The 20,265-nt window shown below is 71.7% G+C and carries 21 protein-coding genes; 13 read left to right on the plus strand and 8 right to left on the minus strand.

Annotated features, from left to right (window positions below; translation table 11 throughout):
- Positions 1–22: 22 nt before the first annotated feature.
- Positions 23–1,618 carry an ABC transporter substrate-binding protein gene (locus MFF58_RS01365; RefSeq protein WP_238284759.1) on the minus strand — a complete coding sequence of 532 codons (1,596 nt, stop codon included), beginning with the start codon at positions 1,616–1,618 and terminating at the stop codon, positions 23–25.
- A 121-nt stretch (positions 1,619–1,739) separates the two neighbouring features.
- Here MFF58_RS01365 and MFF58_RS01370 point away from each other — a divergent pair, with 121 nt between their 5' ends.
- The 4 genes from MFF58_RS01370 to queC all read left to right on the plus strand — a co-directional run bounded on the left by MFF58_RS01370 (position 1,740) and on the right by queC (position 4,641).
- Complete coding sequence (locus MFF58_RS01370; RefSeq protein ID WP_238284760.1) at positions 1,740–2,417, plus strand: GntR family transcriptional regulator; 678 nt, start codon at positions 1,740–1,742, stop codon at positions 2,415–2,417.
- Between the two features lie 103 nt (positions 2,418–2,520).
- Positions 2,521–3,474 (plus strand): dihydrodipicolinate synthase family protein, encoded by a 954-nt coding sequence (locus MFF58_RS01375; RefSeq protein WP_238284761.1) that lies wholly within the window; start codon positions 2,521–2,523, stop codon positions 3,472–3,474.
- Positions 3,475–3,575: 101 nt separating this feature from the next.
- A complete protein-coding gene (gene queD / locus MFF58_RS01380; protein ID WP_238284762.1) occupies positions 3,576–3,932 on the plus strand; it encodes a 6-carboxytetrahydropterin synthase QueD in 357 nt (118 codons plus the stop codon).
- Entirely contained in the window at positions 3,922–4,641 is a 720-nt protein-coding gene (gene queC / locus MFF58_RS01385; RefSeq protein ID WP_238284763.1) for a 7-cyano-7-deazaguanine synthase QueC, read from the plus strand. The genes queD and queC overlap by 11 nt, the downstream gene beginning before the upstream one ends.
- Here the strand turns inward: queC and MFF58_RS01390 are convergent.
- Positions 4,628–5,194, minus strand: coding sequence for a TetR/AcrR family transcriptional regulator (locus MFF58_RS01390; RefSeq protein ID WP_238284764.1), 567 nt, complete (start codon positions 5,192–5,194; stop codon positions 4,628–4,630). The two genes, queC and MFF58_RS01390, sit on opposite strands and share 14 nt — an antisense overlap.
- Before the next feature lie 126 nt (positions 5,195–5,320).
- Between MFF58_RS01390 and MFF58_RS01395 the strand changes: the two genes are divergently transcribed.
- The 5 genes from MFF58_RS01395 (at position 5,321) to MFF58_RS01415 (ending at position 10,130) form a co-directional block, all read left to right on the plus strand.
- A complete protein-coding gene (locus MFF58_RS01395; protein ID WP_238284765.1) occupies positions 5,321–6,283 on the plus strand; it encodes a quinoprotein relay system zinc metallohydrolase 2 in 963 nt (320 codons plus the stop codon).
- Positions 6,284–6,324: 41 nt separating this feature from the next.
- Positions 6,325–7,164: a quinoprotein dehydrogenase-associated SoxYZ-like carrier gene (locus MFF58_RS01400; RefSeq protein WP_238284766.1), complete on the plus strand. Its 840-nt coding sequence runs from the start codon at positions 6,325–6,327 to the stop codon at positions 7,162–7,164.
- 18 nt (positions 7,165–7,182) lie between these two features.
- Positions 7,183–7,764 carry a rhodanese-like domain-containing protein gene (locus tag MFF58_RS01405; protein ID WP_238284767.1) on the plus strand — a complete coding sequence of 194 codons (582 nt, stop codon included), beginning with the start codon at positions 7,183–7,185 and terminating at the stop codon, positions 7,762–7,764.
- Positions 7,765–7,894: 130 nt separating this feature from the next.
- Positions 7,895–8,713 (plus strand): 3-methyl-2-oxobutanoate hydroxymethyltransferase, encoded by an 819-nt coding sequence (panB, locus tag MFF58_RS01410; protein ID WP_238284872.1) that lies wholly within the window; start codon positions 7,895–7,897, stop codon positions 8,711–8,713.
- A 277-nt stretch (positions 8,714–8,990) separates the two neighbouring features.
- Positions 8,991–10,130: an HPP family protein gene (locus tag MFF58_RS01415; RefSeq protein WP_238284768.1), complete on the plus strand. Its 1,140-nt coding sequence runs from the start codon at positions 8,991–8,993 to the stop codon at positions 10,128–10,130.
- A 303-nt stretch (positions 10,131–10,433) separates the two neighbouring features.
- Here MFF58_RS01415 and MFF58_RS01420 read toward each other — a convergent pair whose 3' ends face one another.
- Positions 10,434–11,429 (minus strand): NUDIX hydrolase, encoded by a 996-nt coding sequence (locus MFF58_RS01420; RefSeq protein WP_238284769.1) that lies wholly within the window; start codon positions 11,427–11,429, stop codon positions 10,434–10,436.
- A gap of 202 nt (positions 11,430–11,631) precedes the next feature.
- On the opposite strand from MFF58_RS01420, the gene thiE reads away from it, so the two are divergent.
- The 3 genes from thiE (at position 11,632) to MFF58_RS01435 (ending at position 13,903) form a co-directional block, all read left to right on the plus strand.
- Positions 11,632–12,342 (plus strand): thiamine phosphate synthase, encoded by a 711-nt coding sequence (gene thiE, locus MFF58_RS01425; RefSeq protein WP_238284770.1) that lies wholly within the window; start codon positions 11,632–11,634, stop codon positions 12,340–12,342.
- Positions 12,339–13,154 (plus strand): bifunctional hydroxymethylpyrimidine kinase/phosphomethylpyrimidine kinase, encoded by an 816-nt coding sequence (gene thiD / locus MFF58_RS01430; protein ID WP_238284771.1) that lies wholly within the window; start codon positions 12,339–12,341, stop codon positions 13,152–13,154. The genes thiE and thiD overlap by 4 nt, the downstream gene beginning before the upstream one ends.
- Before the next feature lie 122 nt (positions 13,155–13,276).
- Positions 13,277–13,903: a helix-turn-helix domain-containing protein gene (locus MFF58_RS01435; protein WP_238284772.1), complete on the plus strand. Its 627-nt coding sequence runs from the start codon at positions 13,277–13,279 to the stop codon at positions 13,901–13,903.
- Between the two features lie 7 nt (positions 13,904–13,910).
- On the opposite strand, the gene MFF58_RS01440 is transcribed toward MFF58_RS01435, so the two are convergent.
- The 5 genes from MFF58_RS01440 to MFF58_RS01460 form a co-directional block, all read right to left on the minus strand.
- Positions 13,911–14,492 (minus strand): ABC-type transport auxiliary lipoprotein family protein, encoded by a 582-nt coding sequence (locus MFF58_RS01440; protein WP_238284773.1) that lies wholly within the window; start codon positions 14,490–14,492, stop codon positions 13,911–13,913.
- 121 nt (positions 14,493–14,613) lie between these two features.
- Positions 14,614–15,696: an MlaD family protein gene (locus tag MFF58_RS01445; protein ID WP_238284774.1), complete on the minus strand. Its 1,083-nt coding sequence runs from the start codon at positions 15,694–15,696 to the stop codon at positions 14,614–14,616.
- A gap of 95 nt (positions 15,697–15,791) precedes the next feature.
- The gene (locus MFF58_RS01450; protein ID WP_238284775.1) at positions 15,792–16,580 is read right to left on the minus strand and encodes an ABC transporter ATP-binding protein; all 789 of its coding nucleotides are present in this window, start codon (positions 16,578–16,580) and stop codon (positions 15,792–15,794) included.
- A 130-nt stretch (positions 16,581–16,710) separates the two neighbouring features.
- Positions 16,711–17,787: an ABC transporter permease gene (locus MFF58_RS01455; protein WP_238284875.1), complete on the minus strand. Its 1,077-nt coding sequence runs from the start codon at positions 17,785–17,787 to the stop codon at positions 16,711–16,713.
- Between the two features lie 115 nt (positions 17,788–17,902).
- Complete coding sequence (locus MFF58_RS01460; protein WP_238284776.1) at positions 17,903–19,075, minus strand: MFS transporter; 1,173 nt, start codon at positions 19,073–19,075, stop codon at positions 17,903–17,905.
- A 168-nt stretch (positions 19,076–19,243) separates the two neighbouring features.
- On the opposite strand from MFF58_RS01460, the gene MFF58_RS01465 reads away from it, so the two are divergent.
- Complete coding sequence (locus MFF58_RS01465) at positions 19,244–20,245, plus strand: hypothetical protein (RefSeq protein WP_238284777.1); 1,002 nt, start codon at positions 19,244–19,246, stop codon at positions 20,243–20,245.
- Positions 20,246–20,265: the final 20 nt, after the last annotated feature.

Consider the following 20,265-nt stretch of genomic DNA (forward strand, 5'->3'; position numbering starts at 1 on the left):
GGTCCCGTCCGGGCGCTGGAGATCAGCCGGTCTTCTCGATGTTCCAGAAGAACTGCACCGGCGCCATGACCATGCCCTTGAGCTTCGTGCTGACGGCCATCGGCTGCTGCACGAGGCCCGCGGGCGCGTAGGGTACGACCTCGAAGGCGCGCTCCTCGATGCGGGCGGCGAGAGCCTTCTGCTGGGCCTCGTCGCCGGTGGCGATCCACGCGCTGCGCAGCGTCTCCAGCGTCGGGTCGTCCGGCCAGCCGAACCACGCGGCCTGACCGTTGGCCCGGATCAGCGGGTGGAGGGCCGGGTTCAGCACGTCCGCCCCGGACCACAGCGTGTGGAACAGCGACCAGCCGCCGGCCTCGACCGGCCCGCGGTTGCCGCGGCGGGCGATGAAGCTGCCCCAGTCGGTGGAGACCAGATCGACGTTCATCCCGAGCTGCTTCAGCAGGTCCTGGGTCACCAGCGACTGATTGTAGGCGATCGGCTGGTCGGCCGGGGCCAGCAGCACCACGCGCTCGCCCTTGTAGCCGGCCTGGGCCAGCATCGCCTTGGCCTTGGCGAGGTCCCCCTGCAGAGCGGCGGCCCCGCCGGCGCCGGTCGACATCGGCGAGCCCGGCGTGAAAAAGGTCTTGGCCTCCCGGTAGTATTCGGGGCTGCCGACCACCGCCTGCATGTAGTCGTCCTGTTTCATGGCCATCATCACGGCCCGGCGGATCTCGGGATTGTTGAAGGGCGGCTGCGTGTGGTTGAACCGCATCAGCAGGATCAGCCCGAGCGGCACGTTGCGGATCTCGATCCCGGGCTTGCCCTTGAGGACGGGGATCAGGTCGATCGCGGGCTGCTCGTACCAGTCGACCGCCCCCTGGATCATCGCGCCCACCGCCGCCGAGGCCTCGGTGATGGCGAGCCACTCGATCCGGTCGACCTTGGCGACCTTGCCGCCGGCCGCCCAGGAGGGCGCCTCCTCGCGGGGACGGTAGCCGGCGTGGCGGGTGTAGATTGCGTTCTGGCCGGGGATCCATTCCCGCGCCTCGAAGCGCCAGGGCCCGGAGCCCATGGCGTCGGCGATCGGCTTGGAGGCGTCCTGCAGCGCGATGCGCTCCGGCATGATGAAGGGCACGTTGGAGGACAGCTTGCCGAGCGCCGCCGGGAGGAGGGGGAACGGCTTCTTCAACGCGATGGTGAAGGTCCGCGCGTCCTCCTGGCCGTACGCCTCCACGAAGCCCGCCAGGGTCTGGCCGAAGGCGTCCCGCTTGGACCAGCGCGCCACCGAGGCGATGCAGTCCTTGGCCTCGACGGGGGCGCCGTCGTGGAAGCTGAGGCCGTCGCGGAGGTGGAAGGTCCAGCGCAGGCCGTCGGGCGCGACCTGCCAGTCGCTGACCATCTGGGGCTGGATCCGGAAGTTCTCGTCGGTGGCGAACAACGTGTCGTAGACGAGATAGCCGTGGTTGCGGATGACGTAGCTCGTGGCGACGATGGGATCGAGGGACGGCAGGGGCGTCGACGGGATGAAGCGCAGCACGCTGCCGGCGCCGGGCTGGGCCCGGGCGAGGTACGGGCGGCCGATGCTGGCGGCGGCCGCGCAGGCGGTCCCGGCCAGAAGCTGGCGACGGTGAAGCGTCATCGCGGGCAACCCCTCTGCTATACAGGGCCCCCGAGGCCCGCTGGATTTTATACAATTTCAACACCGGGGCCTCCCCGTCAAGGGCCCCGACCACGACCGGGCCCGACGGTGGAGCGAGACGATGAAGAACCGGACCATCGCGGGTTCGATCGGATCCGAGATCCGGCGGCGCATCCTCGACGGGCGCTATCCGGCCGGGTCCCAGCTGCGCCAGGACGGCCTCGCGACGGAATTCGGCGCCAGCCGCATCCCGGTACGGGAAGCCCTGTTCCAGCTCGAAGCCGAGGGCCTGGTGCGAATCCACCCGCACCGCGGGGCGACGGTGGCGCCGCTCTCGCCGGCGGACGCGGCCGAGGCCCTCGAACTCAGGGGCACCCTGGAGCCCCGGCTCCTATCCCTGTCGGCCCCGCGCCTCACCGCCGAGGATTTCGCGCGGGCCGACGCTCTGCTGGAGGATTACGCCGCGGCATTGCGCGACGGCGCGACGGCGCGCTGGGGCGCCCTCAACACGGATCTGCACCTCCTCCTCTACGGCCAGGCCGAGCGCCCCCGAGCCCTCGCCCTCGTCGGCTCCCTCCTGGCCGAGTGCGACCGCTACACCCGCCTACAGCTGTCAACGGACAACGCCGAGTTGGAACGGGCCGACCGCGAGCACCGCGAGATCGTCCGGCTGTGCCGGAACGGCCACGTCTCGGCCGCCTGCGCCCTCCTGACCGACCATATCGACCACGTCGCCGCCGCGCTGATGGCCTTCCTCGGCGAGACTTCAGGGCTGACGAAATCGGCCGGGATTGTATAAAATCCTTGCCAGAATCGCACGTCGCTGCCATGGAGAGACACGCCGCCCGGCGCGACCTGCAAGGCCCGCCGGGACGATCCTCCTCCCAGCAGACGAGCCGGCGATGGCCTCCGACCGACACATCTTCTCCGGCACGATCCCCGCCCTGATGACGCCCTGCCGGCCGGATCGGACGCCCGATCTCGACGCCCTCGCGCGGAAGGGGAAGGACCTCGTCGCCGAAGGGATGTCGGCGGTCGTCTATTGCGGCTCGATGGGCGACTGGCCGCTCCTGAGCGACGAGGAGCGGATGGAAGGCGTCGAGCGGCTGCTCGCGGCCGGCGTCCCGGTCATCGTCGGGACCGGCGCGCAGAACCCGAAGCGGGCGGCGGCGCTCGCGGCCCACGCCAAGGCGGCCGGCGCCCACGGCCTGATGATCATCCCGCGGGTGCTGTCGCGCGGCAGCTCGGCGGCGGCGCAGGAGGCTCACTTCTCCGGCATCCTCGAGGCGGCCGTCGACCTGCCGTCGGTGATCTACAACAGCCCCTATTACGGTTTCGAGACCCGGGCGGAGCTGTTCTTCAGTCTGCGCGGCCGGTACCCGCACCTCGTCGGCTTCAAGGAGTTCGGGGGCGCGCAGTCGCTCACCTACGCGGCCGAGCACATCACCGGCCAGGCGCCGGACATCACCCTGATGGTCGGGGTGGATACCCAGGTGGTGCACGGCTACGTCAATTGCGGCGCCCGGGGCGCCATCACGGGCATCGGCAACGTCCTGCCGCGGGAGGTCCTCCACCTCGTGGCCCTCTGCGAGAAGGCGGCCGGCGGCGACGTCCCCGCCCGGCGGCGGGCGGAAGAACTCGACGCCGCCCTGGCGATCCTGTCGAGCTTCGACGAGGGGACCGACCTCGTCCTGTACTACAAGTACCTGATGGTGCTGGAGGGGAACCCGGAATACGCGCTTCACTTCAACGCCACCGACGCTCTGAGCGCCGGCCAGCGCCATTACGCGGAGAACCAGCTGCGCCTGTTCAAGGCGTGGTACGCGCGGTGGTCGAAGGAGGCCGCCGCGGCCTGATCCGCCGCCGCCGCGGCACGCAGGGCAGCCCGCCTTTGCGCGGGACGGCCCGTCGGCGCTATGGCGGGTGCGAGATCGGCCACATCCCGCGAATCCCGCCCATGAAGATCACCCAAGCCTTCACCTTCGAGGCGGCCCACCGGCTGCCGAACGTGCCCGAGACCCACCGCTGCCACCGGATGCACGGGCATTCCTACCGGGTCGAGCTGACGGTCGCCGGCCCGGTCGATCCCCACACCGGCTGGGTAATCGACTTCTACGACATCGAGTCGATCTTCGGCCCGCTGCTGGCGCGGCTCGACCATCACTGCCTCAACGAGATCGAGGGGCTGGAAAACCCGACCGCCGAGAACATCGCGGCCTGGATCTGGCAGCGCCTGCGGCCGGACCTGCCGGGCCTCGCGCGGGTGCGGATCGCCGAGACTCCGATGTCCTGGGCTGAGTACGATGGCGAGTGAGGCCGCGATCACCGGGGACCGCGCCGCGCTGGTGCTGTTCTCCGGGGGCCAGGATTCGGCCACCTGCCTCGCCTGGGCGCTCGACCGGTTCGAGCACGTCGAGACGCTCGGCTTCGATTACGGGCAGCGCCACCGGGTCGAGCTCGACCGCCGTGCGGCCCTGCGGGCGGGCACGACGAGTCTCAACCCCGCCTGGACCGGGCGGCTCGGCGAGGACCATACGGTCGCGCTCGACGCCCTGGGAAAAATCTCCGAGACGGCGCTGACCCGGGAGGCTGCGATCGGCTACGAGGCCTCGGGCCTGCCCAACACCTTCGTGCCCGGCCGGAACCTCGTGTTCCTGACCTTCGCGGCGGCGCTCGCCTACCGGCGAGGCCTCCGGCACGTGGTCGGCGGCATGTGCGAGACCGACTATTCCGGCTACCCGGATTGCCGCGACGACACGATCAAGGCCCTTCAGGTGGCGCTCAACCTCGGGATGGAGCGGCGCTTCGTGCTCCACACGCCGCTGATGTGGCTCGACAAGGCGCAGACCTGGAGCCTCACCGAGACTCTTGGCGGTCGGGCGCTGGTCGAGCTGATCGTCGAGGAGAGCCACACCTGCTACCTCGGCGAGCGCGGGCAGCGCCATCCCTGGGGTTACGGCTGCGGGACCTGCCCGGCCTGCCGGCTGCGAGCGGACGGTTACGCGCGCTTCACTGCGGCCTGAGCCCGTCCACCAGCACCGCCAGCGTTCCCCGGAAGGCGTCGGGGCTCGCGAACAGCCGTTCCATCAGCAGCGCCCCTTCCAGCGTCGCGATGACGTAGCGGGCGAGCGACGCCGGATCCGCGCCGCCGCGCACGCTGCCGTCCGCCTGACCCGCGCGCAGGATCGTCTCCAGCCACGCGAGGTGATCGGCGAAGAAGGCCGCGATATCCCGGCGCAGGCGCTCGGGCAGGACCTCGCCCTCGATGGCCAGCGCCGCGCACAGGCAGCCGAGACCCTGCTCGACGCCGCCGAGGTAGAGCCGGCCGTAGGCCGCGACCCGGCCCGGCCCGTCCGGGACATCGGCACGGATCGCCTCCAGGGCGGCGGCGTAGCGGGCCGCGTAGGCCGCCACCAGGGCGGCGCCGAGATCGACTTTCGTGGGGAAGTGGTGGTGGATGCTCGCCTTGCGGATGCCCACCGCCGCCGCGAGGTCAGCGTAGCTGAAGCCGGCATAGCCGCGTCCCCGGACCAGAGTCTCGGCCTGCATCAGCAGCTCGGCGCGGGTATCCCTCATCGCGGCGATCGTCGCTCCGGCTCACGGGAATGTGGGGCCGGCCGCGATCCCCACCGCGGCTCGCCCCTTGACGGAGTCGCAATCTACCTACTTAATGGTAGGCAATCAAGATCAGGAGGAAGCGGCATGACGGCAGACGCCGTCCATCCGAGGACGTTCGGCGCCGGCCCGTCGCGGCGGCACGCGCTCTTCGCGGGGCTCTGCCTGTGCTGCCTGCCGACGCTGGGCCGCGCCGCCGAGAGTTTCGCGATCGAGGAAGTCGGCCCCGGCATCTTCGTCCGTAAGGGCCTGATCGCCGACGCCACCGTCGACAACGACGACGCCATCGCCAATGTCGGCTTCATCGTCGGCAAGACCGGCGTGCTGGTGACGGAATCCGGCGGCAGCCTCGCCGACGGCCGGTGGCTGCGCGCCGAGATCGTCAAGCGCACGGACAAGCCGATCACCCACGTGGTGCTGACCCACGTCCACCCCGATCACGTCTTCGGGGCGGGGGCGTTCGTCCAGGACAAGCCGGTGTTCATCGGCCACGCCAAGCTCACCGAGGCGCTGTCGGCCCGGGGCGAGTTCTATCGCAAGCGGCTGATCGATCTACTGGGCGAGGACCGGACCGGGCCGGTGGTCTACCCGACGATGAGCGTGGCCGATACGGCCGAGATCGATCTCGGCGACCGCCGCCTGACCTTCACGGCCCACGGCCCGGCGCACACCACCTCGGACCTGTCGATGATCGATTCCGGCAGCGGCCTGCTGTTTCCCGCCGACCTGCTGTTCGTGAACCGGATCCCCTCCCTCGACGGCAGCCTCAGGGGCTGGCTCACGGAGATCGAGCGCCTCAAGACCCTGGGTGCGACCCGCGCGGTGCCGGGCCACGGCCCCGTGGCGGTGGACCTCGCCCCGGCGCTCGCCGACCTCTCCGGCTACCTGACCGTCCTGCGCGACGGCACCCGCGCGGCGATCGCCAAGGACGTCCCCATCGAGAAGGCGGTGACCAGCGTGGCCGCGGAACAGCGGGACGCCTGGGCGCTGTTCGACACCTATAACGGCCGCAACGTCACCGTGGCCTACCAGGAACTCGAGTGGGAATAGGTTTCAGGATCCCCATATCCAAAGCAACCGGGAGGCACGCCATGACCCACAGGATCGGAAAGACGCTCTCCACCCTCGGCCTCGGCGTCGTCCTCGCGACGGGCGCCGTCTCCGGCCCCCTCGTCGGGATGGCGCAGGCGGCCGGCGCCTCCGACACCGAGCATGAGCGGGCAGCCCGTTGGCAGGAGATCGCCAAGTCGATCTTCGGCGACCGGCAGATCGCGCAGACCGACAGCCTCGTGAAGATCGACGCGCCGGTCCGGGCGCTCGACGCCGCCCTGGTGCCGATCACCCTGACCATGCCGAAGGACGGTCAGATCAAGGCGGTCTCGCTGATCATCGACGACAACCCGGCGCCCTACGCGGCCAAGTTCGAGTTCGGCCCCGCCGCCGACCCGGCCGAGCTGAAGCTGCGCGTGCGGGTCAACAACTACACCGACATGCACGCCGTGGTGGAGACGCAGGACGGCAAGCTCTACGAGGCCAAGCAGTTCGTGAAGGCGTCCGGCGGCTGCTCCGCCCCGATGGGGATGAGCGACGAGGAGGCCATGAAGGGCATGGGCGACATGCGCCTGAAGTTCGCCGAGACCGCGCCCGGCAAGCCGGTGGAGGCCACGCTGATGGTCCGCCACCCGAATTTCTCGGGCATGCAGATGAACCAGGTGACCCGCGAGTACACGCCGGCGCGCTACATCGACAAGCTCACCGTCTCGGCGGGTGACCGGACCGTCTTCACCATGACGGGCGACATCTCGATCGCGTCGAACCCGGTGATCAACTTCGCCTTCAAGCCGGACGGCAAGCCGATCCAGGTGGCGGCCTCCGACAACCAGGGCGGCCGCTGGCAGCACAGCTTCAACCCGCCGAGCCCGACGAACTGAGCGATGCGGGACTCACGCATGATCGGCCGCATCGCGGCGGCCTGCGCGGCGCTCCTCTGCCTCGCGGCCGCGCCCGCGGATTCCCCGGTCAACGTGCCGGAGCCGGAGGGGCTCTACGCCGGGCCGCCGAAGGGCTATACGCCGTCGACCCTCAAGGGGGCCGAGGCGGTCGATGCGGACGCGGTTGCCGCGCTGATGGCGGGGCCGGACAAGCCGGTGCTGATCGACGTGGCGGCGCCCGACCGCAAGCCATCGAACTTCCCCGAAGGCCGCCTCTGGCTGCCGGTGCATCCGTCGATCCCCGGCGCTGTCTGGATGCCGGAGGCCGGGGCCGAGCCCCTGGCGCCGGAGCGCGAGGCCCTGTTCTACGCGCGGGTCGCGGCGCTGACCGGCGGCGACAAGGCGAAGCCCGTCGTGGTGTTCTGCCACGTGGAGTGCTGGGGCAGCTGGAATGCCGGCAAGCGGCTGGTGCAGAAAGGCTACACCGGCGTGCGCTGGTTCCCACAGGGTGTCGAGGGCTGGCAGGAACTGCACGAGACCGCGAATCTGAAAGTCGATCCGGACTGGGCGACGGGAGCCGAGCCGCAGGCGGGGCGCTGACCCGTCGTGTCGGGCCGTGTAAGAACAGCGCGATAAGGCAGGACGCGTGTCTCCCTCCCTTCGCGGGGAGGGTGGCCCTCAAGGAGGGGAGGGCATGCGCGTCCCGGATGAGCTGAGCGAGGATCAAGCCATGTCGCAGGTCGTGCAGTCCCGACGGCTCCGGGCGATCGATATCGGCAAGCGCAAGGCCGAGGGGCGCAAGATCACCGCGCTCACGGCCTACCACGCCCACACGGCCGGCATCGTCGATCCCTATTGCGACTTCATCCTCGTGGGCGATTCCCTCGGCATGGTCATGCACGGGATGGAATCGACGATCCCCGTGACCCTGGAGATGATGATCCTCCAGGCGCAGGCGGTGATCCGCGGCACCGAGAAGGCGCTGGTCGTGGTGGACATGCCGTTCGGCTCCTACGAGGCGAGCCGCGAGCAGGCCTTCCTCAACGCGTCCCGGGTGCTGAAGGAGACCGGTGCCGGCGCGATCAAGATGGAGGGCGGCGCCCATTTCGCCGAGACGGTGGCGTTCTTGGTCCAGCGCGGCGTGCCGGTGATGGGCCATATCGGCCTCACCCCGCAGGCGGTGAACACGATGGGCGGGTTCAAGGTGCAGGGCCGGCTGCCCGACGACGAGCGCCGTCTCCTGGAGGACGCGCGGGCGATCTCCGAGGCGGGGGCCTTCGCCATCGTGCTGGAGGGCATCGTCGAGCCGGTGGCCCGCGCCATCGCGACCTCACCCCGGGTCACGGCCGCCACGATCGGCATCGGCGCCTCGGCGGTCTGCGACGGGCAGATCCTGGTCCTGGAGGACATGCTCGGCCTCTCCGAACGGACGCCGAAATTCGTCCGCCAGTTCGGGAGCCTGCGCACCCATATCGAGGAGGCCGTGAAGGCCTACGCGGAGGAAGTGCGGGCCGGGCGTTTCCCCGCCGAGGACCACACCTACGGGTAAGCCGGCCCGGATGCGCCCGTTCACCGATCCTCCGACCTGAGCCGCCGCGGGAGGGCTCGGCCCATCGGCCTTCCCCCGCAGAGCCCTCAATGGCCATCGCGGCCTCCGAGGGCGGGCCGGCGCCGGCAGCCGCTGCCTCGCGGATGGGCATTGCGCCTAAGCCGGTTGCAATTCCCGCCCCGGTCCGTAATCGTTCCGCTGGTATACCAGATTGCCGAGTCGGCGCGCGTGATGGCGTGCGCGGCCGGCGGGTCGAGCGAGCGAGGGACGCGCGGGGATGTCCAACACGGTTGGCCCGGACGAACAGACCGGCAAAGTCTCCGGCTTTCAGCTGTTCAGGCCGATCCTTGCGGGGGCGACCCTGCGGGAGCGCCTGATCGGCTGCCTCGGCGCGCTCGTCGGCATCACGCTCACCGGCCTGATCTGCGGCTGGTTCTTCGGGCAGGGCCCCCACATTCCCCTCATCGTAGCGCCCATGGGCGCCTCGGCGGTCCTGCTGTTCGCGGTCCCCGCGAGTCCGCTGGCGCAGCCCTGGTCGATCATCGGCGGCAACACGATCTCGGCCTTCATGGGCGTGCTGGCCGCCCACTTCATCACGAACCCCGTCGTGGCGATCGGCGTCGGCGTGTCGCTGGCCATCGCGGCGATGTCGCTCACGCGGTCGCTCCACCCGCCCGGGGGCGCGGCCGCCCTGACGGCGCTGATCGGCGGTCCGGCCGTCACCTCGGCCGGGTTCCTGTTCCCGCTGTTTCCCGTCTGCCTCAACTCGGTGATCCTGGTCGCCCTCGGGATCGCGTTTCACAAGGTCGCGCGGCGCAACTATCCTCACGTGACGGCCAGGGCACCGGTCAACACGCACGGGACGGCCGACCTGCCCCCCTCCATCCGCGTCGGCTTCAGGCCCGAGGATGTCGACGCGGCGCTGCTCGAGCTGCACGAGACCATGGACATCGACCGCGACGACCTCAACCAGCTCCTGCGGCAGGTCGAGGCCCACGCGCTCCTGCGCACGCAGGGCACGCTCACCTGCGGCGAGGTCATGTCGCGCGACGTGGTGACGGTCGGGTTGAACGGCAGCGCCGCGCGCGCGCGGGAGCTGCTGCTCGCCCACAACATCCGCACCCTGCCGGTGGTGGACGGGGAGGGGCGGCTCGCCGGCACGCTCGGCCTGCGGGAATTGACCCTGCGGGGCGACGGCGCCGTCGCGCAGGCGATGTCCGAGGCCCGGACCGCCGCGCCGGGCGAACCGGTGATCAGGCTGATCGGCTCCCTGACCGACGGCCACGCGCACGCGGTCGTGGTCACGGGCGAGGACCGGCGCATCCTGGGGATCATCACCCAGACCGATCTCCTCGCGACCCTGACGCGCCTGCTCTCGGCCAAGGCCTTCGCGATGCCCGAGCCGGTCGCGCCGTGAGCGGCCGCCCCGGCGACGGGCCCGGCGGCTGGCCCGGGAGTTGCTCAGGATCCCGTGTTCCCGGCGACGCCGGATCCGCGGGATTGAGCCGATGCAAGATGGGCCGCTTCTCCTCCAGGCGCTGCACGCCGCCCTGATGGTGTCGAGCATGATGCTGACATGGCAGGTTTATCGCCTCCACAGGCCGTAGCCGCCACGGGCCCGCGTCCCCTGATTCGGGCCGACCGCGCGCGGTCGGCCCGACCGGCGATGGCCGGGCGGACGTCCCGGCCGCGGCCATGACCCCGCGGTTCCGGGCGGGAGTCAGCCCAGCCGTCGGGACGGAAGCCGCAGGCCCGGCGCCGGACGCTCCAGCAGCACCTCCCGGCGGAATCGCACGAGCCGGGCCGGCCGGCCGGCGGCGCCGCTGGTGACGCTCTCGGTCTCCTCAACCAGCCCCTGCTGCGCCACGAGACGCCGGAAATTCTGCTTGTGCAGCTGCGTGCCCGACAGCGCCTCGACGGTGCGCTGGAGCTGGAGAAGGGTGAATTCCGGCGGCATCAGCTCGAACACCACCGGGCGGTACTTGATCTTGCCGCGCAGGCGCCCGATCGCCGTGGCGAGCACCCGCCGGTGGTCGAAGGCCATGGGCACGCCGGTGGGATCGTTCGGCAGCGCGGGCCCGGGGTTGCCTCTCGCCTCCGGGATCAGGCCGGCCTCGAACAGCAACTCGTAGCGCTCCAGCACCCGCTCCTCGTTCCACGTGCCGCCGTTCATGCCGAAGGTCAGGCCGAGGCGGTCGAGGCGGCGGGTCCGGACGGCGCAATCCTCGGGCTCCGCGGCCCAGGCGGCGAGCCGCGCCTCGATGGCGTCGAGCTGGCGCGGGCGCCCCTGGCGGAAATCCTCGTAGGGCAGGTAGCGGTACCAGTTCTGCCACGCGGCCTCGGCGAGGCCGGCGGGCCGCTCCTCGCGGACGAGGGCCAGGTAGGCGACGGACAGCGAGTGCACCCCCGATTTCTCGGCGGTTCCGGAGCGGTCGCGATCGCCGAAGGTGTAGAGCTGCTCCACGTAGCCGAGGCGCTGGTGCGTCTGCCGCTCCACCCAGGCGCGCAGGCCGCGCTCCAGGGTCGCGTGCTCGGGCACGAGCGGACCGGCCGGCAGGCCGTCCACGCGGCCCGGCGCCTGATCGGGGACGCGGATCGTGAGGGCGCGCGGCTCCCCCTTGGTCGCGGCGACGATCACCGCGACGAGGCCCACGGAGGAGCGCTCCGGCAGGGCCTGCGCCCCGCGCGCACCCGTCTGCACCGCGGCAACACTCATCGTCCCTGACCGCCTCTCCCCTCGGATGCGCCTTAGCCGATCCCGCCTATAGGCGTGCAGGATCGGCGCACGTCAACGCCGCCGTATGACGCCGCTCCCCGGGATGCCGCCCGGAACGCTTGCCAACGCCGATGGGGCTATCCAAACAGGGACGCCCGAGGGCCGGCGCGGGGCCGGACGGGGCGGGGAATGTGCGACAGCGATGCCAGCCAGCGCGAGCGCCGCATCGCCCGGGAGCCGGGCGGTGGACCTGCGGCTCTACGGCCTCCTCGACGTGGGCGTCTGCGGTGCGGACGGGACGCGGCTGGCGCAGCTCGCCGCCGAGGCGGTGGCGGGCGGCTGCACCCTGCTCCAGTACCGCGAGAAGGACGTCCCCGACGCCCGCGCCGCGCTGGCGCGGATCCGGGCGATCCGTGAGGCCGTGCGCGGCCGGGTCCCGGTGCTCGTCAACGACCGCGTCGACCTCGCCCTCGCGGCGGCGGCGGACGGCGTGCATCTCGGCCAGGGCGATCTGCACCCCGCCGACGCGCGCCGCCTCCTGGGAGAGGGCGCGATCATCGGCCTCACCCTGAAGAAACCGGCCCAGGCCGACGAGCTGTACCGGTTGCCCGTCGACTACGCCTGCATCGGCGGCGTGTTCGCCACCACCAGCAAGGACAATCCCGACCCGCCGGTGGGCCTCGAAGGCTTTGCCAGCATCGCCTTCCGCGCCCGCCTGGCACGCGGTGCGGGCCTGCCGCTCGGCGCCATCGCGGGGATCGGCCTGGAGAACGCGGCCGCGGTGATCGCCGCCGGGGCGGACGGCATCGCGGTGATCACCGCCCTGTTCGGCGCGGAACCGGTGCGCCAGCGCGCCCGCGACCTGCGCGCCCGGATCGACGCCGCGCTCGCCGAGCGGGCGGGTGCACGATGAGCGGCACCGCCCCCATCGCGGTGACGATCGCGGGCTCGGATTCCGGCGGCGGCGCCGGCATCCAGGCGGATCTCAAGACCTTCTCGGCGCTGGGCGTCTACGGCGCCAGCGTGATCACGGCGCTGACCGCGCAGAATACGACCGGCGTCCAGGCCATCCACGACGTGCCGCCCGATTTCGTGGCCCGGCAGATCGACAGCGTGTTCTCGGATCTCGCCGTGAACGCCCTGAAGATCGGCATGCTGTCGCGGGCCGCGGTGATCGCGGCGGTCGCGGACGGCCTGGAGCGTCACGCCGCCGCGATCCCGATCGTCCTCGACCCCGTGATGGTGGCCACCAGCGGCGACCGGCTGATCGCCGACGACGCGGTGGCGGCGCTCCGGGAGCGGCTGCTGCCGCGGGCCGACCTGATCACCCCCAACCTGCCGGAGGCGGCGGTGCTGCTCGGCGAGGCCGTGGCCGGGGACGCGGCGACGGCGGTGGCCCAGGCCCGCCGGCTCGTGGCTCTCGGCGCCCGGGCGGTGCTGATCAAGGGCGGCCACGGAACGGGGCGCGAGAGCATCGATCACCTCGTCACGGCGGACGGGACCCTGCGGACCCTGTCGGCGCCGCGGATCGCGACGCGCAACACCCACGGCACCGGCTGCACCCTCTCGGCCGCGGTGGCGGCGGGGCTCGCCCACGGCCTGACGCTCCCGGAGGCTGTCGCGGACGCCAAGACCTACCTGACCGCCGCCCTCGCGGCGGCCGACCGCCTCGCGGTCGGGGCGGGCCACGGCCCCGTCCACCACTTCCACGCCGCGTGGCCGTAGGGGAGGCGGATCGGAGCTTTCGGTGCTTCGGCCCTGCCCGTGCCTTGCAACCGGACAGCGATTGCGTTTGAAGAAGCGCACGATCGTTCGGATAACGGAACGGCGCAGGCGGACCGGTGACGATGCAGGATCAGGCGGAACGGCCCGACCGGGGGCGCGGGCGCGACCTGCTGACCGGGGCGCAGGCGCTCTCCGGACAGCTCGGCAAGACCATCCAGCGGCTGCGCAAGGCCTACAACCTCTCGCTCTCGGAACTCGCCGAGCAGTCGGGCGTGGCCAAATCGATCATCAGCCAGATCGAGCGCAACGAGACCAACCCGACGCTCGCGACGATCTGGCGGCTCTCGCAGGCGCTGGACGTGTCCATCGAACGGGTTCTGGCCGCGGGCGACGAGGAACCGTTCATCGAGAAGACCTCCCGGGCGGACACGCCGATCCTCGTCTCGGAGGACGGCAAGGTGCGGCTGGCGATCATCGGCTGGCTCAAGACGATCGAGTGGCTGCAATGGTACGAGGTCGCGGCCGATCCCGGCGGCGTCCTCGACTCGGACCCGCACCAGCGCGGCTCGGTGGAGTCGCTCTCGGTCGCCGAGGGGGCGTTCGAGGTCGAGGTCGGCGGCATCGTGCAGCGGGCGCGGGCCGGCGAGACCCTGCGCTATCGCTGCGACCGCCCCCACCTCGTGCGCTGCACCGAGGGTCCGGCGCGGGCGACCATGGTGGTGATCATGAAGGCCGCCGTGATGGAGTGAGCCGGGCTCATCGCCCGGTGTTCACCCAGCGCACCACGTCCGCCAGCACGATGGAAAGCGCCTGATCGAGGGCGCGGGCGCCGTTGCCGGAATCGACCTTGGCCACCGGCACACGGGCCGTGAAGATCCGCGCCGCGGTCACCTTGCCGGTCCCGTCCGTCACGAGCTTCAGCGACAGGTCGACCACGGCCTCGCCGGTCCCGGCCTGGACGTCGAAGGCGCGGATCTCGCTGATCAGCTGGTAATCGGCCACGACCTTGTCGCCGGGCCGGCTCACGGAGCGCAGGCGGCCGGAATTCTCCAGGCTCTGGATGATGCGCGTCTGGATCAGCCGCGGCAGCCGGTCGGCCCACTGGCCGCCGCCCAGGAACGAGAGGGCGCCGCCGGGCTCGCGCACGATGATCCGGTCGGCCTCGAAGGGCTGGATGCTGACCGGCTCCGAGACCGCGATTGACCGGCCCGCCGCGATCGGGCGGCCGGAGGGCGGCAGGGCCGCAAGGTCGAAGGTGAGGGGCGCCGCGCCGCCGCCGCACCCGCCCAGGAGGGCGGCGAGCAGCACAGCGGCAGCGATGTGGGACGAGCGGACCATGCGCACAACCTGAGAGACCCCGCCGACGGGCGGCAGAGCTGTAAAAGCCATGCGGTTAAAACTACCCCGCCCCTGTATCGGTGTCGTGCGCCGGAACACATCGACTGTGCCGCGGGCGATTTCAGCGTCCGCCGTTGTATTCCGGCAACGACGGCTTGCCGCCAAAGATCACCTGGCTCGGGTCGCGCTCCAGGCTGCGCACCGTGCGGTTGAGCGTGCTCAGCGTCCGCTGGCCGTCCCCCGACAGGGCCTCGACCTCCCGGCGGCCGGAGCCGCTCAGGCGGCCGAAATTGGCCGAGATGCTGGCGGTGCGCTTGTCGAGGTTCTCCGACATGGTCCGGAAGGCCTTGCCGGCGTCCCGCACGGAGATCGCGGCGGCGCGGATTTCCGTGAACGTGCTGGACCCCTCCTGGCCGGAGGCCGACCCCAGGAAGCCCTGGGCGCCGTTGAGCACCGCGTCGATCTTGTCGGCCGAGGCGTTGAGCTTGGCGGCGAGCGAGCGGGCATCGTGCACCGCCCCCTCGATGTCGGGGCTGGACTTGGACAGGGCCGCCGAGAAGCGGTCGGCGTTGTCGATCACGTGGCCGAGCTTCGCGCCGTCCACCGCCTTGACCAGCGCCGCGATGTTCGGGCCGGCATCGGCGAGCGTCTTCGAGAAGGTGTCGACGTTGGCGAGGGACCGGCTGATCGCGCCCTCGTTGGCGGAGACGACCCGGTCGAGGCGGGCCAGCATGTCGTCGGCCCGCTGCGCCACCTGGCGGGCGAGCGCCATCATGTCCTGCATGTCGGAGGAATCGGCGAAGATCGTCGGCGGCTCGCCGTTGGCCAGGGGGGTGAGCACCGGCGCGTCGGCGTTGCCGCCCGACAGGGAGATCACCGAGACGCCGGTGAGCATCGCCGAGTCGAGGCGGGCGCGGGTGTCGGCCCGGAGCGGGGTCGCGGGCTCGACCTTGATCTGGGCGAGCACCCGGCGCGGATCCTGCGGGGCGAGGCGGATGTCGGTGACCTCGCCGACCTTGATGCCGTTGAAGTTCACGCTCGAGCCGCGAGAGAGGCCGCCCACCGAGCCCGAGAAGACGATGCGGACGGTCTGGCTGACTTGCCGCGAGGCCCCCCCGGAGAGCCACAGCACGGTACCGAAGCCCGCCAGGATGACGGCGATGGTGAAGGCCCCGATGAGGGCGTAGTTCGCGCGGGTTTCCATGCGCTCAACCTGCTCTTCTGCCCGGCGGAGATCCGGCCGGGCCTCTGGCCCCGGCTCCCCGAGGGGGGCGGGGCAGGATCTGGGTGGGACGGCGCTCACGCATGGGCTGCGGCGCCGCCCGTGGCGATGGTCCGGGCGCGCTTGCCGTGGAAGTAGGAGCGCAGCCAGGGATGGTCGCTCGCCAGCATCTCGTCGATCGTGCCGGCCGCGATGATCTGGCCGTCGCCGAGCGCCGCGATGCGGTCGCAGGCGGTGTAGAGGCTGTCGAGGTCGTGGGTGACCATGAAGACGGTCAGGCCCAGCGTCTCCTTGAGGGTCGAGACGAGGTCGTCGAACTCGCCCGCGCCGATCGGGTCGAGGCCCGAGGTCGGCTCGTCGAGGAACAGGATCTCGGGATCGAGGGCCAGGGAGCGGGCGAGCGCCGCGCGCTTGATCATGCCGCCCGACAATTCCGAGGGCAGCTTGTCGGCGGCGTCGGGCTTGAGGCCGACCATCTCGATCTTCAGGCGGGCGAACTCGTCGAGCAGGCGCTCGGACAGGTTCAGGTGCTCGCGCATCGGCACCTGGATGTTCTGCTTGACGGTGAGCGCCGAGAACAGGGCGCCCTGCTGGAACAGCACGCCCCAGCGCTGCTCCATCCGGCGCCGCTCGGCGTAGGTCAGCGCGTCGACGTCGCGGCCGAACACCTCGATCCTGCCCGCACGCTTCGGATTCAACCCCAGGATCGTCCGGGTGAGCACCGACTTGCCCTGACCCGAGGGCCCGACGAAGCCCAGGATCTCGCCGGCGCGAATGTCGAGGCTCAGGCCCTTGAGGATGTTGCGGTCGCGGAAGCCGACCACGAGGTCGCGCACGCGGATGATCGGCTCCTCGTGTTCGCTCACCGTCCCCCCCCGATCCGTGTGCGCGCCGCGGCGCGACCCAGGCGCGCGCCGCGCCCGGAGGTCACCCGCTGCCCTGGGTCGCTTCGCGGCGCTCGCGATGACGGAATGGGTGGCATCGACGGGATGGGTCTCAAAAATCGATGGCGGCGAAGAAGACCGCGAACAGGCCGTCGAGGACGATGACCATGAAGATGGACTTCACCACCGAGGCGGTGACGTGGCGGCCGAGGGACTCCGCCGAGCCCTCCACGGCGAAGCCCTCGATCGTGGCGATCACCCCGATGGTCAGCGCCATGAACGGCGCCTTGATCAGGCCGACCATCACGTGGTGGACGCCGACCGCCGCTTGGAGCCGGGCCAGGAACTGGTCGAGGGTCAGCCCGCCGTAGAGCATCGCGGTGAGGCCGCCACCGGCCAGGGCCGAGAGATCGCCGATCAGCGTCAGCATCGGCAGGCCGAACATCAGGGCGAGCACGCGGGGCACGATCAGGATCTCGACCGGGTCGAGGCCCATGACGCGCAGCGCGTCGACCTCCTCGCGCATGCGCATGGATCCGATCTCGGCGGTGATCGCCGAGCCGGAGCGTCCAGCCACCATGATGGAGGTCAGCAGGACGCCCATCTCGCGCAGGATCAGCAGCCCGATCAGGTTGACCACGAAGGTCTGGGCGCCGAAGCGCTGGAGCTGGAAGATACCCTGCTGGGCGACGATGCCGCCCACCAGGAACGAGATCAGCACGATGATCGGCGTGCCGTTGAGGGCCACCTGCTGGACCTGGTTGATCAGCGCGGTGCCCCGGAAGGTGCCGGGCCGCAGGGCGACGCGGCCGCAGGCGGCGATCAGCTCCCCGAGGAACGCCAGGGCGGTGACGAATTCGTGCCCGCCGCGCACGGTCTGGCGCCCGGTGGCATCCAGCAGGCCGACGATCGGACCGTGACGCCGGGCCGGCGCCGCCTCGGGCTCGCGCAGGCGCACTTCGCCCAGCAACGTCCGGTGCTCCGGCCGCGCCGCGAGATAGGTGAGGGCGCCGCCCGCCTGCCCGATCTCGGTGCGGGTCCGCTCCAGCACCCAGGCGCCGAGCGTGTCGAGGCGCTCGATTCCCGACAGGTCGACCGCCACCGGACCGCTCCGGCCGGCCGCCGCGATGCGGGCGGCCGCGGCCTCGACGGCCGGCGCCTGGTCGGCGGTCCAGCGTCCGTCAAGCATCAGCCGGCCGTCGTCCGGCCGCTCCCGCACAGATGCGCCGAGAACGATGTTCTCGCTCAGCAAAAGACCTCACTCCTCGATCGAGGCACCACTCTGCCGGGCGGTTATGTCGACATTACGGTTGATGAACCGTGTCCGGCGTCACGCCCGCCCGGCGCGAGGCGAGGGCGAGCCCGAGCCCGGCGGCGGCCAGCGGCGCCATCAGCAGGAAGGCGAGGGGGCCGCCGGACCGGTAGGCGAAGCCGCTCACCAGGGTGGCGACCACCGCGACGCTGGCGTTGACGGCGCTGAGCGTGCCCTGCGCCCGGCCCCGCGCCCCGTCGGGAGCGTAGGCCGAGACCGCCGCCATGGCCCCGAGCTGGGTCGCACCGAACGTCAGGCCGTGGAGGGCCTGCAACGGCACCAGGGCGGCGAGGCGGTCGCCGAGGAGGAACATGCCGACCGCCCGCAGGATCGCCGCGGATGCGCCGAGGCCGAGCAGTCGCACCGGGCTGCGCCACGCGGGGGGCAGGGCGGGCACGGACGCGAACAGCACGATCTCGGCGAGCACGCCGGTCGCCCAGAGCGCGCCGACCCAGGCCGCCGTGATGCCGTGCTCCGTCCAGAAGATGCTGCCGAATCCGTAGAGGGCGCCGTGGCTCGCCTGGATGGCGGCGGCCGCGCCGATGCAGAGCCACAGCTTGAGCGGAAGGCGCGGGCGTCCCGCGCCGTCCGCCGCCTGCGGCACGGCCGCCACGGACCGGCTGCGCCACGCCACGAGCGCCGCGACCAGGGCGAGGCCGGTGAGCAGCACCGGCACCGCGAGGTGGCCCCCCAGCGCCGACAGCAGGACGCCGCCGACGAGGTTGGCCATCAGGAACGCGACCGAGCCCGCCATCCGGATCCGGGAATAGGCGAGGCGGGAATCCCGGCGCACGGCCGCGAGCGTCAGGTAGTCGATGCAGGGCACGAGCGGCGCGCCGGCGGCCGCGTTGAGCACGATCAGCACGGCGAGCAGGGGCCATCCGACCCCGGCGGCGCCGGGCATCAGCGCGTAGGTCAGGCTCAGCGCGAGGCTGCCCAGCAGGATGAGCCGGCGCGGGCCGAGGCCGCGGTCGAGCAGGCTCATCAGCGGCGCCGTGGCGGCGATCCGGGTCGCGATCGGCAGGGCGAGCAGCACGCCGATCAGCCCGGCGTCGATCCCCAACGTGTCGAGCCAGAGAGGCATGAACGGCATCGCGATGCCGATCTCGGTGAAGACGACGGCGTAGAGCAGCGACAGGCGCGCCGGGCCGGACGGGCGAAGCAAGGCGGGGCTCGGGGCGGCAGTTCGGAGGGGGCCCGGATCGGGCCCGGATCGGGGCCCGCCCGTAAGCGCCCGTTAAAGGCATCCTGTCAAATTGCGCGCTTCCGGGCCGGATCCTGCGCCGGCCGTCGCCCGCCGCCCGCCGCCCGCCTTCCGCGTCCAGGGAAGCTCATGACCGGACCTGTCACCCCGAGCCCCGCTGCGTCGGCCGAGTACGACGCCATCGCGGCGGCGCTCGCCGCCACGGAGCGCGGTCGCTGGTTCCTGGCCGAGCATGTCCGCCGCAACCGCGGCGCCGACACCGAGACGCTGCTCGGCGCGATCGCCCGGCTGGAGCGGACCGTCACCGAGGATCGCGGCCACGAGGCGTTCGGGCACCTGCGCGGCAACCTCGTCGACATGGCCGACGCCATCAGCCGCACCAAGGCCGAGATCGCGGCGATCAGCGCCACCGATACCCAGCAGACCCGCCTGACCCAGGCGTCGCTCGCCCTCGACGCAATCGTGCGCGAGACCGAGCAGGCAACCTCCGACATCCTCGGCTCGGCCGAGGCCATCCAGGAGGCGGCCTGGACCCTGCGCGAGCGGGGCGGCGACGCGCCGGCCTGCGACGCCCTCGACCGGCACGCCACCGCGATCTACACGGCGTGCTCGTTCCAGGACCTCACCGCGCAGCGCACGGCCCGGATCGTCTACACGCTCCGCTACCTGGAGGACCGGCTCTCGGCGATGATCGCCATCTGGGGCGCCGAGGCCGAGCGGATCCCGTCGCCGTCCGGCCCCCGGACAGCCGGCCCGGAGGCGGAGCCGTCCGACCTCTGCCAGAGCGACATCGATCGGTACATCAGCATGGATGTCCCGGCCGTGACGGCGGCAGCCCTCGTGGCCCGGCCCGGAAGCCCGCCGCTCCACGAAGATCTCGCGTTCCTGCCGGTCACGGGCGGGACGGACGCGCCGCTGCCGTCGTCCGACGTCGCCTGGATCGCGGCGGCCGCATCCATCGCGACTTCCGAACCGGATGCGGAGACCGCCGCCGGGGACGCCCCGGAGCCCGACTGGGCCGACATCGTCGCGGCGGTGCCCGAACTGGAGGTTCCGGGGGAGGAGCCTGTCTTGAGCTTCGCTGCGCTTGACGCGCTCCCGCCGGAGGAGCGGCTGGCACTCTTCGCCTGAGAGGCGCATCGGGACGCGGA

Origin of the sequence: Methylobacterium longum (assembly GCF_022179385.1) — a bacterium.
In the GTDB taxonomy this organism is placed as follows: Bacteria; Pseudomonadota; Alphaproteobacteria; order Rhizobiales; family Beijerinckiaceae; genus Methylobacterium; species Methylobacterium longum.

Bases quoted from the DNA above. Each gene is read 5' to 3' on its own strand.
- MFF58_RS01465 (WP_238284777.1), top strand. From the start codon at position 19,244: ATGACCGGACCTGTCACCCCGAGCCCCGCTGCGTCGGCCGAGTACGAC.
- queC (WP_238284763.1), top strand. From the start codon at position 3,922: ATGGCGAGTGAGGCCGCGATCACCGGGGACCGCGCCGCGCTGGTGCTG.
- MFF58_RS01375 (WP_238284761.1), top strand. From the start codon at position 2,521: ATGGCCTCCGACCGACACATCTTCTCCGGCACGATCCCCGCCCTGATG.
- MFF58_RS01440 (WP_238284773.1), bottom strand. From the start codon at position 14,492: ATGGTCCGCTCGTCCCACATCGCTGCCGCTGTGCTGCTCGCCGCCCTC.
- thiD (WP_238284771.1), top strand. From the start codon at position 12,339: ATGAGCGGCACCGCCCCCATCGCGGTGACGATCGCGGGCTCGGATTCC.
- MFF58_RS01405 (WP_238284767.1), top strand. From the start codon at position 7,183: ATGATCGGCCGCATCGCGGCGGCCTGCGCGGCGCTCCTCTGCCTCGCG.
- MFF58_RS01400 (WP_238284766.1), top strand. From the start codon at position 6,325: ATGACCCACAGGATCGGAAAGACGCTCTCCACCCTCGGCCTCGGCGTC.
- MFF58_RS01445 (WP_238284774.1), bottom strand. From the start codon at position 15,696: ATGGAAACCCGCGCGAACTACGCCCTCATCGGGGCCTTCACCATCGCC.
- panB (WP_238284872.1), top strand. From the start codon at position 7,895: ATGTCGCAGGTCGTGCAGTCCCGACGGCTCCGGGCGATCGATATCGGC.
- MFF58_RS01390 (WP_238284764.1), bottom strand. From the start codon at position 5,194: ATGAGGGATACCCGCGCCGAGCTGCTGATGCAGGCCGAGACTCTGGTC.
- MFF58_RS01435 (WP_238284772.1), top strand. From the start codon at position 13,277: ATGCAGGATCAGGCGGAACGGCCCGACCGGGGGCGCGGGCGCGACCTG.
- MFF58_RS01370 (WP_238284760.1), top strand. From the start codon at position 1,740: ATGAAGAACCGGACCATCGCGGGTTCGATCGGATCCGAGATCCGGCGG.
- thiE (WP_238284770.1), top strand. From the start codon at position 11,632: ATGCCAGCCAGCGCGAGCGCCGCATCGCCCGGGAGCCGGGCGGTGGAC.
- MFF58_RS01415 (WP_238284768.1), top strand. From the start codon at position 8,991: ATGTCCAACACGGTTGGCCCGGACGAACAGACCGGCAAAGTCTCCGGC.
- MFF58_RS01395 (WP_238284765.1), top strand. From the start codon at position 5,321: ATGACGGCAGACGCCGTCCATCCGAGGACGTTCGGCGCCGGCCCGTCG.
- MFF58_RS01455 (WP_238284875.1), bottom strand. From the start codon at position 17,787: ATGCTTGACGGACGCTGGACCGCCGACCAGGCGCCGGCCGTCGAGGCC.
- MFF58_RS01420 (WP_238284769.1), bottom strand. From the start codon at position 11,429: ATGAGTGTTGCCGCGGTGCAGACGGGTGCGCGCGGGGCGCAGGCCCTG.
- MFF58_RS01365 (WP_238284759.1), bottom strand. From the start codon at position 1,618: ATGACGCTTCACCGTCGCCAGCTTCTGGCCGGGACCGCCTGCGCGGCC.
- queD (WP_238284762.1), top strand. From the start codon at position 3,576: ATGAAGATCACCCAAGCCTTCACCTTCGAGGCGGCCCACCGGCTGCCG.